The following is a 12,574-nucleotide window of genomic DNA, read 5'->3' as shown; positions in this document are numbered from 1 at the left end:
TGACGACGGCGGTGGAGGCGTGTGGGTGCCTGGTGGCCCTCCCGGTCTTCAAAACCGAGGTGCCCGAGGATCTCGGGCAGGCAGGTTCGATTCCTGTCCGCCTCCGTTCACCGCGTCCGTCCGGCAGCGTCGGTGCTGGTCGTCGACGCGTTCCGTGTAGCCGTGGGCGTCGAGGAACTCCAGGAGGGGTACGGCGACGCGGCGGGTGGTGTCCAGGGCGCGGCGGGCCTCGCTGAGCGTGAACGGCTGCGCCAGGCGGGCCAGGGCGGTGGCGGCCGCGGTGTCGGCGCCGGGCAGGAGCACGATGCCGTCGGTGATCCGCAGCAGTGCGCCGGCCGCGACGGCGGCGGCCAGTTCCCTGCGGTGCAGCCCCAGTTGCGTCAGCCGGCCGGCTTCGGGCGCGCGGAACGGCGTACGGGCCAGGTCCCGGCGTACGGCGTCCACCGCGGCCCGGACGGGCGGCGGCAGGGTGGGGCGTGCCGGGCCGGCTGGGTGGAGCCGGCCGTCGTGGCCGCGCAGATCGCGTGCCGTGCGGGCGAGGGCGTCGACGAGGGCGCGGTCGGGCAGGCCGAGCAGGTGGCGGGCGGCCTCGGTGGGCAGCCCGGGGTCCAGCGGGTGGGTGCGGGCGTGGCGGTCGACCTCGGCGGTGAGCCGTTCGGCGAGGGCCGTCCAGTGGGCGTCGTCGGCCAGCCAGTCCCCGGCGACGGGTGCGGTGGGGGCGGGCACTCCCATGGCGAGGAGGTCGGCGCGGCGCACCAGTCTGCGGCGCCGGAGTTCCGCGGCGCCGTCGGGGTGTCCGGTCATGGTGGCGAGGTCGGCGGCGCGGGCCCGGCCGGCGCCGCGCCGGGTCAGCCGGGGCGGACGGACGTCCAGGACCGTGACGGCGCAGGGCATGTGGGTGCCGCCGGGTTCGCGCAGCACGGCGCGGTCGCCGACCCGCAGGGGCAGGGCGCGGCGCAGGGTGAGCCGGGCGGTGTCCTCGCCGAGCGGGCGGACGGTGACGGGGACGGCGGCGGTGCCGAGGTGCAGGGTGGCCGAGCGGGGCAGGTCGGCCGCCGGTTCGCCGGTGACGCGGACGTCGGTCACCTCGGTCGGCAGCCAGCGGTCCGGGGTGAGCAGCACCTGCCCGCGCTCCAGTGCGGTGTCGGCCGGGCCGTGGACGTTGACGGCGACGCGGGCCACGCCGGCGACGGCGTCCCGGTCCTCGTGCAGGCTCTGCAGCCCGCGCACCCGCAGCACGCCCGTGCCGTCCCCGGTGACCAGGCGGTCGCCGGTGCGCAGGGTGCCGGCGCCGAGCGTGCCGGTGACGACGGTGCCGTGGCCGCGCACGGTGAACGCCCGGTCCAGCCAGAGCCGTACGTCGGCCTCGGGGTCGGGCGTGGGCAGCGAGCCGGCCAGCCGGGCGAGTGCGGCGCGCAGGTCGTCGAGTCCGGCGCCGGTGACGGCGCTCACCGCGACGGCGGGCACCGTGCCGAGGGAGGTAGCGGCGAGGCGTTCGACGGCGTCGGCGCGGACGGGCCCCGGGTCGGCGAGGTCGCTGCGGGTGACGGCGAGGACGGCGTGCCGGACGCCCAGCGCGTCGAGGATCGCGAGGTGTTCGGCGGACTGGGGCTGCCAGCCCTGGTCGGCGGCGACGACGAACAGCACGGCCGGGACCGGTCCGGCGCCGGCCAGCATGGTGGCGACGAACCGCTCGTGTCCGGGGACGTCGACGAACGCGAGGGGTTCGCCGCCGGGCAGTTCGGTCCACACGAAGCCGAGGTCGAGGGTGAGGCCCCGGCGGCGTTCCTCGGCGTAGCGGTCGGGTTCCATGCCGGTGAGGGCGCGGACGAGGGCCGACTTGCCGTGGTCGACGTGTCCGGCGGTGGCCAGGACCCGCATCACGCCCGCCCTTCGGCGGCCGGCCGGGCCGCCGACCGTACGGCTTCGGCGAGCCGGTCGTCGTCCTCCTCCGGGACCGCCCGCAGGTCGAGCAGACACCGTCCGCCCTCCAGACGGCCGACCACGGGGGTACGACCGGTGCGCAGGGCGCCGGCGTACGGCTCGGGCAGGGACAGCGCGGCGCTGGGCAGGGCGACGCCGGGGGCGCCTCCGCCGCCGACGGTGGCGGCGCTCGGGACGGCGCGGGCGTCGGTGCCTTCGGCGGCGAGGGCAGCGGCGAGCGCCTGGGCGCGGGTCATGAGCCGGGCGGGGTCGGCGGTGAGTCCGGTGGCGGTCGGGGTGGGCGGTCCGGTGAGGGTGGCCTCCAGGGCGGCGAGCGTGAGCTTGTCGACGCGCAGCGCACGGGCCAGGGGATGCCGGGCGAGGGTGCGCACCAGGTCCTGGCGGCCCAGCAGGAGCCCGCACTGGGGGCCGCCGAGCAGTTTGTCGCCGCTGGCGGTGACCAGGGCGGCCCCGGCGCGCAGCGCGGTGCCGGCGTCGGGTTCCCCGGGGAGCACCGGGTGGGGGGCTAGGAGTCCGGAGCCGATGTCGACGACCACGGGGGCGCCCAGCGCGGCCAGTTCGCTCACGCCGGCGGCCCGGGTGAAGCCGGTGACGCGGAAGTTGGAGGGGTGCACCTTCAGCACGAAGCCGGTGTCCGGGCCGATGGCGGTGGCGTAGTCGGCGGCGGTGGTCCGGTTGGTGGTGCCGACCTCGCGGAGCCTCGCCCCGGTGGACACCAGCAGGTCCGGCAGCCGGAAGCCGTCGCCGATCTCCACCATCTCGCCCCGGCTGATCACGATCTCCCGGCCGGCCGCGAGCGCGGTGGCGGCCAGGACCAGCGCGGCGGCGCCGTTGTTGACGACGTGCACGGCACCGGCGTCCGGTACGCGGTCCTGGAGCGCGGCGAGGGCGGAGCGGCCGCGGCGGGCCCGTACGCCGGTGGCCAGGTCGAGTTCGACGTCGGTGGGTCCGGCCGCCTCGGCGACGGCCTGCCGGGCCGCCGCCGAGAGGGGGGCGCGGCCGAGGTTGGTGTGCAGCAGCACGCCGGTGGCGTTGATCACCGGGCGCAGGCCGCCGGCGGTGTCCGGCAGCAGGGCGACAGCGGTCTCGGGAACCCGCTCGGGCGGGACGGTGCCCTGGCGCGCCCGCTCCTGTGCCTGCCGGATGGCGGCCTTGACGGCGGCGGGGCCGAGCCGGGCGGCCGCCTCGGCCAGACGCGGGTCGCGCAGCAGCACGTCGGTACGCGGGATCCGCCGGCGCACGTCACCGGCGTCCGCTTGCTTCGGCTCGCCGGGGCCGGGACCGCCCGACCGGGTCATCTCGTCCGCTCCGCCGGGACCGGGGTCGCCCGCCCGGGCCGCCCTGTCCGCTCCGCCGGGCTCCGGGTCGCGCGCCAGGGCCGCCTCGTCCGCTCCCCTGGGTGCCACGTGCTGTTCCATGCCGCCCCTGTTCGTCCGGTCCGGCCCCGAGCCCGTACCGCCCATCGTCTCCCAGTGCCCCCGTCCGGGCGTTCGACACGCCGGGCCGCAGCGGGGGGCGTCAGCCGGTGCCGTGGCCGGAACCGTTGCCCTGGAGGCGTTCCAGGTCGGCCGCGCGGACCTGGATGACGAGGAGGGCGATCATGGCGGCGATCGCGGCGAGCACCGCCGCGAGGACGAAGGCAGCCGAGACGCCGGCGGTGAGGACGTGGTCGGACCAGGGCGGCGGAAGCTGTCCGGTGCGCCGGAAGCGGAGGCGTTCGGCCGGGCTCGCCCCGGACAGGAACGCCGGGATCTGCCGGGCCGCCTCGTCGCCGCTGGCCGTGCCGAAGACGGTGACCAGGATGGACAGGCCCAGCGAACCGCCGACCTGCTGGGTGGCGTTGAGCATCCCGGAGGCGGCGCCGGACTCGTGCACGGGGACGTTGGACAGGGCGGTCAGGGTGAGCGAGACGAACTCCATGCCCATGCCGAGCCCGAAGACGAGCATCGGCCCGAGGATGCTGCCCGCGTACGTGGAGTGCACGTCGGTGAGCGTCAGCCAGGCCAGTCCGCCGGCCGCCAGGACCGCGCCCGTCACCATGAACGGCTTGGGCCCGAACGTGGGCAGGAACCGGGACGCCAGCGCGGCCCCGACCGCGATCACCAGGCTGACCGGCAGGAACGCGAAGCCGGCGGCGAGCGGGCTGAAGTTCAGCACATCCTGCACGAACAGGGTGAGGAAGAAGAACATCCCGAACATGGCCGCGGCGAGGCTCAGCATCATGCCGTAGGTGCCGGCCCGGTTGCGGTCGGCGAACATGTGCAGCGGCGTGATCGGCTGCCGCGAGCGCCGTTCGATCAGCACGAACGCGGCGAGGAGGACGACGGCCACGCCGAACGAGGCCAGCGTGAAGGCGTCCCGCCAGCCCTGCTGGGCGGCCCGGATGAAGCCGTACACCAGCAGCACCATGCCGGCCGTGGAGGTGAGCGCGCCGGTGAGGTCGAAGTGGCCGGGGTGGCGTTCGGACTCCTTGATCCAGCGGGGCGTGGCCAGGGCGATGAGGACGCCGATCGGCACGTTCACGAAGAACACCCAGCGCCAGTCCAGCCACTCCACGAGGATGCCGCCGGCGAGCAGGCCGATGGCGCCGCCGGCCGCGGACACTCCGGCGAAGACGCCGAAGGCCCGATTGCGCTCGGGCCCCTCCCGGAAGGTCGTGCTGATCAGGGCGAGGGAGGTGGGTGAGGCGATGGCGCCGCCGACTCCCTGTACGGCCCGGGCGGCGAGGAGTTCGCCGGGGTTCTGGGAGAGCCCGCCGAGCAGGGAGGCGAGCACGAACAGCAGCACGCCGAAGAGGAAGACGCGCCGCCTGCCGAGGATGTCTCCGGCGCGGCCGCCGAGCAGCAGGAGGCCGCCGAAGGTGAGGGTGTAGGCGTTGAGGACCCAGGAGAGGCTGGTGGTGGAGAAGTCCAGGGCGCTCTGGATGTGCGGGAGCGCGATGTTGACGATGGTGATGTCCAGGACGACCATCAGCTGGCACGAGGCGATGACCAGGAGCGCCATCGCGTTCCCGCCGCCGCCGGATTTCCCGGTGGCGGAGGTGCGGGGGGCCGCGGTGGGGCGGGAGCTGCTGCTCATGACGGGGGCGACGCATCGCGCGGGGCGAGGTGGGCGGGTGCGGCCGGCGCTTCGTCCGGCGGCGTCCACCGTTCGACGCTACGCCCGCCCGCGACCCGTCACCACTCGATCATCGCTCCCGCTGCCGCTCGGCGACGTCGTTGGGCGGCCGGGGCTGTGGCGGGTCGCCGGCGGTGAGGTGTTCCAGCACCTCGACCAGTTCCTGGCAGGCCTGTTCCACGGAGCTGCGGGTGTTGCGCTGCTCCGTGATCAGCGCGGACAGCAGGAGGGCGGTCAGGGCCATGGCGCCGTTGAAGGCCTGGAGCTTCATCATGACCTCGACGCGGCTGAGCCCGGTGAACGCCCCCACGCCGTCCGTCGCCGCGACCGTGGCGAGCACCGAGGTCACCAGGGCGCAGAGCATGCTGCCGACCAGCTGGAAGCGCAGGGCGGCCCAGATGATCAGCGGGTAGACGAGGAAGAGCAGGCTGACTGGGCTGTAGGTGGCCAGCGGTACCAGGCAGCAGGCGACGACGGTGAGCGCGGTCGCCTCCTTCCAGCGCCGCAGCGACGGTCTTCGGCGTGGTCCGCTCGGCATCAGCAGGAACGGGGTGACGATGAGGACGCCCATGGCGTCGCCGACCCACCAGGCGAGCCACACGGGCCAGAAGCTGCCGGCGTCGAGTTTGTGCGTGAGCAGGAGCTGGCCGGCGCCGACGGTCGCGCTGATCAGCATGGCGGTCAGGGCGCCCAGGAAGACCAGGGCGAGGCCGTCGCGCAACCGGCCCAGGTCGGTGTGGAAGCGGGCCCTTCGCAGCAGCAGGGCCGAGCACACGGGGGCGGCGGTGCTGCCGAACATGACGACGAGCACGTCGGGCTGGGGTGTGGTGAGGGAGGAGACGACGAGGAGGGAACCGATCGCGACGGCGGGCCAGTACCGCAGCCCGAGCAGGAGCAGGGCGGCGACGGCCACGCCGGTCGGCGGGTAGATCGGGGTGACGACGGCGCCTCCGACGGAGAGCTGCCGCAGGAGCCCGAGCCGGGCGGCCCCGTAGTAGCACGCGGTGACGGCCAGCGCCCGCAGGGCGTAGCCGGCCGACCGGCGCAGGTCCTGGACAGTCACCACACCTGCCATCTGACACCGGTGGCGGCCGCTCGGCCAGGCGGGAGGGGCCGGGAGGCGGCCCTATGGCTGAACGCCGGCACCGTCGAGGCCGGGGACGCAGGGCCCGTCGAGGCCGACAACGAGGACGGCGGCGTCGTCCTCGTGGCCGACGCTCTCGGCGCCCTTGATCACGGCGGCGGCCAGGGCGTGGGCCTCCAGGCCGGCGACGGCGGCGACGCCCGCGAGGCGCACCACCTGGTCGAGGCCGTCCTCGATGCTCAGGGACGGCCCCTCGACGACCCCGTCGGTGAGCAGGACATACACCCCGCCGGTGCTGAGCCGGTGCCGGGTGACCGCGTAGTCGACCTTCTCCAAGATGCCCAGCGGTGGCCCGCCCTCGTCTTCGGCGACGCCGGACTTGCCGTCGGCGGTCGCCCAGACGTAGGGGATGTGTCCGGCCCGTGCGCTCTCCAGGACTCCGGTGGCGGGGTCGAGGCGCATGAAGGTGCAGGTGGCGAAGAGTTCGCTGCCGAGGGTGAGGAGGAGTTCGTTGGTCCGGCCGAGGAGTTCGCCGGGCTCGCTGGTGACGGTGGCGAGGGCGCGCAGGCCGGCCCGGACCTGACCCATGAAGGCGGCGGCCTCGATGTTGTGGCCCTGGACGTCGCCGATGGAGAGCCCGATCCGGCCGTCGGGCAGGGTGAAGGCGTCGTACCAGTCGCCGCCCACGTTCAGGCCGAAGCAGGCCGGCGCGTACCGGACGGCCAGGTGCAGGCCGGGGACCTCGGGCAGGTCCCGGGGCAGCATGCCGCGCTGCAGGGCGATGGCCAGTTCGACCTGGCTGCGCTGCAGCTCCGCGCGCTCGCGTGCCTGGGCGGTGAGCGACCCGAGTCTGGCGAGCAGCTCGTCGCCTTCGTCCGTGGAGCGCTTGCGGGGCATGGATCACTTCCGGCTGGGCGACAGCCCCATGAAGGGCAAACGCCTAGATTTTACCTATATTCGGGTATTCCGCCCCATGTGTGGCGCCCGCGCCGGTGCGGGGTCAGCGGACCTCCGAGTCGATGCCGGTGACGACCGCGGGACCCAGGGCCGCGGTCCGCTCGTCGAGTCCCGCCTCTCGCAGGGCGGAGCCGGCGAGCCTGCGCGCTTCCTCCTCGGCGTCGTGGCGGGTGTCGGCCTCGACGGTCAGCCGGACGGTGAAGGTGGCGTCCTCGTTCACGGTGAGCACGTCGAGGTCCTGCGTGTTCCCCATCCGGGTGCCGTGCGGATCGGCCGGCCGGAGCGCGCTGCTCACCCGGCCGGGGACGTCCGCGTCGATCCCCGCGGTGAAGGTGCCGGGCACGCTGATGACGTAGGTCGTCATGACGGTCCTTTCGTCGGGCGTCTGATCGCCTACCCCGATTCGCGCGCTCCGCACAGCCCGTCGCCGGCCGCGCTCACAGCGGGGAGTGCGCCACCACCGTCACATAGGCGCCGTAGAGCAGGGACACGGCGGTCAGGGCCGCGCCCACCAGGACGGCCCGGGCCGGCCGTGCCCACCAGGCCCGGGCCAGCGCGCGGGCCAGGGGGAACAGCAGCGGGAAGGCGGGCAGCAGGAAGCGTGGCTTGGAGGAGAAGGAGCCCGAGCCGCCGATGACGAGCAGGACCAGCACCCCGGCGAAGACGAGCAGCGGCATAGGGGCGCCGTCCAGGCACAGCAGGGCGAGGAGCAGCAGCCCGGCGGCGACGATCACCAGGGCGTACGGGTAGACGACGCCGCCGCCGTACAGGAACAGGGCCCGCAGGAAGCGTGCCGCGCCGACGCCGAAGTCGAACCGCGACGTCCACGCGCTCTGCACCATGAAGTAGCCGCCGAGCAGGTTGCCCGTCCGCTCCCCCACCCAGAGCACGTAGCCGAGCCAGCCCAGGGGCGCGAGGAGGGCGCCGGCCCACACGGCGGCCGGCATCCGGCCGCGCCGCCGCACCAGTTCGCAGACGGCCGTGACGCCGAGGGCGGCGGCGACGGCGAAGCCGCTCGGCCGGGACAGCCCGGCCAGCGCGGCCAGCGAACCGGCCCACAGCCAGCGGCCGTTCATCACGCAGTACAGGGCCCAGAAGGCGAGGGCGGCGAACAGGGACTCGGTGTAGGCGAGGGTCAGTTCGACGGCGTGCGGGAGGACCGCCCACAGGGCGACCAGTGCGGTGGCGACGGCGCGGCCGTACAGCTGGTGGCCGATGAGGTAGAGGCCGTAGGCGGCGGCGCCCGCGGCGGCCCAGGCCAGAGCCACGCCGGCCTGGCCGGGGGTGAGCGGCAGCAGCGCGGTCACGGCCCGGACGAGGCCGGGGTAGAGGGGGAAGAACGCCCAGTCGCTCTGCACCGCGCCCGTGGGGGTGATCCAGATCAGGTGGCCGTAGCCGTGCTGGGCGATGTGCAGGTACCAGCGGGAGTCCCAGGAGTGCGCCAGGGTCCTGCCGAGGGAGTGGCGGGTGGCGTGGTCGGCGAGCAGTACGGCGACGACCCCGGCGAGCCGGATGGCCGCGAACAGCGCGAGGGCCTGGCGGGCTCCCCTGCGGACGCCGGGCCGGCCGGCCCCCGCCGGGCGCGGGCGGACGGCGGCTGGGGCGAGGGGTTCGGGGCGGGGTACGGAGGACGTGCTCACGGGTCGACCATGGTCACGGCCGGACGGCCGAGCAACGCCCGACCCGGCTTTCTTACGATCTTCACCCTGATTCAGCAACCCCGCCTGAGGACCGGCGGAATGATCGAAGTAGGGTGTGGTTACCATATGAGCGCTGCCTAGCTCGAAAGATTGATCTGTGACTGTCAACGACGACTCGTTCACCAACTGGAAGAACCGCGAGGAGATCGCGGAGTCGATGATCCCGATCATCGGGAAGCTGCACCGTGAGCGGGACGTCACCGTCCTGCTGCACAGCCGCTCCTTGGTGAACAAGTCGGTGGTCAGCATCCTCAAGACGCACCGCTTCGCCCGGCAGATCGCCGGCGAGGAGCTGTCCGTCACCGAGACGATGCCGTTCCTCCAGGCCCTGACCGCCCTCGACCTGGGGCCCTCCCAGATCGACCTCGGCATGCTCGCCGCCACCTACAAGGCCGACGACCGCGGCCTGGGCGTGGCCGAGTTCACCGCTGAGGCCGTCGCCGGCGCCACCGGCGCCAACAAGATCGAGCGCCGCGAGCCCCGCGACGTCGTCCTCTACGGCTTCGGCCGCATCGGCCGCCTCGTCGCCCGGCTGCTGATCGAGAAGTCCGGCTCCGGCAACGGCCTGCGGCTGCGCGCCATCGTGGTGCGCGGCGGCGGGGCTCAGGACATCGTGAAGCGGGCCTCGCTGCTGCGCCGCGACTCCATCCACGGCCAGTTCCAGGGCACCATCACCGTGGACGAGGAGAACAGCACGATCCTCGCCAACGGCAACGAGATCAAGGTGATCTACGCCGACGACCCGTCGGCCGTGGACTACACCGAGTACGGCATCCGCGACGCCATCCTCATCGACAACACCGGCAAGTGGCGGGACCGCGAGGGCCTCTCCAAGCACCTGCGCCCCGGCATCGAGAAGGTCGTGCTGACCGCTCCGGGCAAGGGCGACGTCCCCAACATCGTGCACGGCGTCAACCACGACACCATCAAGCCGGACGAGCAGATCCTGTCCTGCGCCTCCTGCACCACCAACGCCATCGTCCCGCCGCTGAAGGCGATGGACGACGAGTACGGCGTGCTGCGCGGGCACGTGGAGACCGTCCACTCGTTCACCAACGACCAGAACCTGCTGGACAACTACCACAAGTCGGACCGCCGGGGCCGTTCCGCGCCGCTCAACATGGTGATCACCGAGACCGGTGCCGCCTCCGCCGTGGCGAAGGCGCTGCCCGACCTGAAGGCGCCGATCACCGGCAGCTCGATCCGGGTGCCGGTGCCGGACGTGTCGATCGCGATCCTCAACCTGCAGCTGGCCCGCGAGACCACCCGCGACGACGTCCACGACTACCTGCGGGACGTGTCGCTGACCTCGCCGCTCAAGCGCCAGATCGACTTCACCACGGCGCCCGACGCGGTCTCCAGCGACTTCATCGGCTCGCGCCACTCCTCGATCGTCGACGCCGGCGCGCTGAAGGTGGAGGGCGACAACGCGATCCTCTACCTCTGGTACGACAACGAGTTCGGCTACTCCTGCCAGGTCGTCCGGGTCGTCCAGCACGTCTCGGGCGTGGAGTACCCCACCTACCCGGCGACGGCGGTCTGACGGCCCGCCATCTGCGCCGACACGCGTACGGCCGCCGACCGGGTTCCGGTCGGCGGCCGTCGCCGTGCGGGGCGCGATCCGTCAGGCCTTGGTGGGACTGGCGCACGCGCCCGCGGCACACGCCGTGAGCCACTGGTCGAAGTCGGCGTCGTAGCGGGTGCCGATGCCGTCGTGGTAGACGGCGTATCCGCCGGCGTAGTCACCGACGCGGAAGCGGGCGAGCATGCGCTGGATGTCGTCGGGGTGCCGCTCGGCCATGTAGCGCACGGCGAGGTAGCCCCACGGGTAGGTGCGGGTCTCGTCGCTGTTGTCGTAGGTGCTCTGGAAGAGGGTGCTCAGGGCGTAGGTGTGCTTGGCCGCCTCCTGGACCGCCTCGTCGTCGGCGATGCCCCGGTAGCCGTAGGAGACGTACTCGGCCAGGCCCTCGATCCACCACACGTCCGGCACCGAGATCTCCTGGGTGAAGTCGCCCTTCATGTCGTCGCGGCCGTCGAGGAAGTGCGTGTACTCGTGGTTGAGGTTCCAGATCCGGGCGACGAAGCCGTCGTCGGTGGCCTTCTGGTACATGATCGACGTCGGCCGGTTCGCCGGGTCGGTCGGGTCCCCGGTCAGGGTGATGCCGCCGTTGTCGGTGCTGACGCCGTAGATCGCGCCGGCGTACGTCTGGTAGTCGGCGCGGCTGGCGAAGACCACGAGCTCGATGGTCGAGGCGTACTGGCCGGGTATCGGACCGTCGGCCTTGACCAGGTCCCGGAAGTAGGCGTCCTGGTGCAGGATGCTCGCGCAGGCGGCGTCGAGGTCGGCCGCGGTCAGTGACTGGGCGCGGATGGTGTGGTCCGCGTCGCACTGGTGGACGACGGGCAGGGCGGCGTCGGTCAGCTTCGCGGGCAGGTCGCAGACGTCGTAGTACGCGCAGTCGGCGCCGTCGTAGGCGCTCGCCTGCGTGGCCACCGCGACCCAAAGACCGGCGGTGGGGCCGGTGATGGCGGAGCCGTCGAGCAGGTCCTTCGTCAACGGCTGGACGATCGGCCGCAGTTCGGGGTGCTCGACGTAACGCGCCAGGTTCATCCCCGCGTTGGAGTCCAGGAAGGCCAGGTCGCCGCCGAGCAGGCCGGTGTGGTCCAGCGCGAAGGCGTACAGCGACACGGTGACGCGCGGGTCGGCGGCGACGGCGTCGACGTACACGGGGTTCCAGTTGCCGCGCCACAGGGGCGTGTAGACGTCGTTGACGGCCCTGACCATGCTGTCGACGGAGTCGTAGAAGCTGTCGTAGGCGTTCAGGAGCCGGCGGTACACGTACAGATAGCGGCCCTGCTGGTCGGCGCTGTCGGTGAGGATGACGCTCTCGCCGAGGATGTCGCCGTTGGCCGCCGTGACGTCCCGGGAGTGGCGGGTGGCGAAGAACGTGTCCAGGCCGTCGGTGACGGGGGTGGTCAGGCGGGTGGTGTACGCGCCCACGTCGTCCGGGTGGTTGAACTGGACGTAGTAGCCGGCCCGCAGGAAGAGGACCAGTTGCAGCAGGCCGCGCGAGTTGTCGCCGCGGTAGACGGCCGCGGTCCGGGTGAAGGCCCGGGCGACCGTCACCATCTGGGTCTGCCGGAACACGTCGTGCGCGTCCTGGCCGGTGACCGCGAAGAGCGTGTTGACGCAGTCCGGCGTCGAGGCCCGCACGAACGACACCAGGGCGGAGCGGGTGCGTGAACCGAAGTCGGCCGCGGTGCACGAGGCCGCGGGGCGGGCCGCGGGGGCCTCGCGCCCGAACGCCGGCGCCTGGGGCGGGAGTCGGTCCGGACTGATCCGCCGGTCCTGGGTCGCGGGGTGCTGGGTCGCCGGGGTGGCGGCTCCGGCCGGGGACGGCGCGGACGTGTCCGGGTGCGCGGGGGTGGCGTGACCGGTGTGCTGCCGGGGTGCGGGGGCCGCGGCGTGCGGCTGGGGCGCGGCCAGCGCCGGTGTGGTCAGCAGGCCGGCCACGGTGACGCAGACGGCGGCGGCGCCGGCCATGCGTCTGGGCAGCGCGAAGCGATAGCGCATCGGGTTTCCTCCAAGGGACGCGCCTCGGTGGGGTGTTGAGGCGTGTGAGGACTGTCTCAGCGCCCCACGCCGCCCAACAATGCCGTGTGACATAGCACATGGCACCGGCCGCTCATAACATCACGGGACACCCTTGGGACGTACGCCGGTTGCCCGGGCGTCAGGCGCCCCGCCCCTACGCCCCTACGCCCCTACGCC

At 73.5% G+C, this 12,574-nt stretch carries 8 protein-coding genes, 1 tRNA gene and 1 pseudogene; 2 read left to right on the top strand and 8 right to left on the bottom strand.

From position 1 onward, the window contains the following. Positions 1 to 13 precede the first annotated feature (13 nt). Positions 14 to 106, top strand: a tRNA-Sec gene (locus DBP14_RS36270). Between the two features lie 35 nt (positions 107 to 141). On the opposite strand, the pseudogene DBP14_RS33450 reads toward DBP14_RS36270, so the two are convergent. The 7 genes and pseudogenes from DBP14_RS33450 to DBP14_RS33420 all read right to left on the bottom strand — a co-directional run. Then, positions 142 to 1,881, bottom strand: a pseudogene (locus tag DBP14_RS33450) (SelB C-terminal domain-containing protein); the annotation flags it as partial. Further along, on the bottom strand, positions 1,881 to 3,242 hold the full coding sequence (gene selA / locus DBP14_RS33445) for an L-seryl-tRNA(Sec) selenium transferase (RefSeq protein ID WP_129312219.1): 1,362 nt from the start codon (positions 3,240 to 3,242) through the stop codon (positions 1,881 to 1,883). The pseudogene DBP14_RS33450 and the gene selA, both read right to left, overlap by 1 nt. 220 nt (positions 3,243 to 3,462) lie before the next feature. Continuing rightward, positions 3,463 to 5,022: an MFS transporter gene (locus DBP14_RS33440; RefSeq protein WP_206739398.1), complete on the bottom strand. Its 1,560-nt coding sequence runs from the start codon at positions 5,020 to 5,022 to the stop codon at positions 3,463 to 3,465. A gap of 109 nt (positions 5,023 to 5,131) precedes the next feature. Continuing rightward, on the bottom strand, positions 5,132 to 6,136 hold the full coding sequence (locus DBP14_RS33435; protein WP_206739397.1) for an MASE1 domain-containing protein: 1,005 nt from the start codon (positions 6,134 to 6,136) through the stop codon (positions 5,132 to 5,134). Between the two features lie 51 nt (positions 6,137 to 6,187). After that, entirely contained in the window at positions 6,188 to 7,042 is an 855-nt protein-coding gene (locus DBP14_RS33430) for a PP2C family protein-serine/threonine phosphatase (protein WP_129311366.1), read from the bottom strand. Between the two features lie 103 nt (positions 7,043 to 7,145). After that, positions 7,146 to 7,466: a hypothetical protein gene (locus tag DBP14_RS33425; RefSeq protein WP_129311365.1), complete on the bottom strand. Its 321-nt coding sequence runs from the start codon at positions 7,464 to 7,466 to the stop codon at positions 7,146 to 7,148. A 73-nt stretch (positions 7,467 to 7,539) separates the two neighbouring features. Further along, positions 7,540 to 8,742: a hypothetical protein gene (locus DBP14_RS33420; RefSeq protein WP_129311364.1), complete on the bottom strand. Its 1,203-nt coding sequence runs from the start codon at positions 8,740 to 8,742 to the stop codon at positions 7,540 to 7,542. Positions 8,743 to 8,899: 157 nt separating this feature from the next. Between DBP14_RS33420 and DBP14_RS33415 the strand changes: the two genes are divergently transcribed. Further along, a complete protein-coding gene (locus tag DBP14_RS33415; RefSeq protein WP_129311363.1) occupies positions 8,900 to 10,345 on the top strand; it encodes a glyceraldehyde-3-phosphate dehydrogenase in 1,446 nt (481 codons plus the stop codon). An 81-nt stretch (positions 10,346 to 10,426) separates the two neighbouring features. Here the strand turns inward: DBP14_RS33415 and DBP14_RS33410 are convergent, their stop codons facing one another. Next, positions 10,427 to 12,376, bottom strand: a complete 1,950-nt coding sequence (locus DBP14_RS33410; protein ID WP_129311362.1) for a collagenase — start codon at positions 12,374 to 12,376, stop codon at positions 10,427 to 10,429. Positions 12,377 to 12,574: the final 198 nt, after the last annotated feature.

This window comes from Streptomyces sp. L2 (assembly GCF_004124325.1).
Lineage (GTDB): Bacteria > Actinomycetota > Actinomycetes > Streptomycetales > Streptomycetaceae > Streptomyces.
This window is presented reverse-complemented; position numbering and strand designations above follow the sequence as displayed.

Bases quoted from the DNA above. Each gene is read 5' to 3' on its own strand.
- selA (WP_129312219.1), bottom strand. From the start codon at position 3,242: ATGACCCGGTCGGGCGGTCCCGGCCCCGGCGAGCCGAAGCAAGCGGAC.
- DBP14_RS33440 (WP_206739398.1), bottom strand. From the start codon at position 5,022: ATGAGCAGCAGCTCCCGCCCCACCGCGGCCCCCCGCACCTCCGCCACC.
- DBP14_RS33435 (WP_206739397.1), bottom strand. From the start codon at position 6,136: ATGGCAGGTGTGGTGACTGTCCAGGACCTGCGCCGGTCGGCCGGCTAC.
- DBP14_RS33430 (WP_129311366.1), bottom strand. From the start codon at position 7,042: ATGCCCCGCAAGCGCTCCACGGACGAAGGCGACGAGCTGCTCGCCAGA.
- DBP14_RS33425 (WP_129311365.1), bottom strand. From the start codon at position 7,466: ATGACGACCTACGTCATCAGCGTGCCCGGCACCTTCACCGCGGGGATC.
- DBP14_RS33410 (WP_129311362.1), bottom strand. From the start codon at position 12,376: ATGCGCTATCGCTTCGCGCTGCCCAGACGCATGGCCGGCGCCGCCGCC.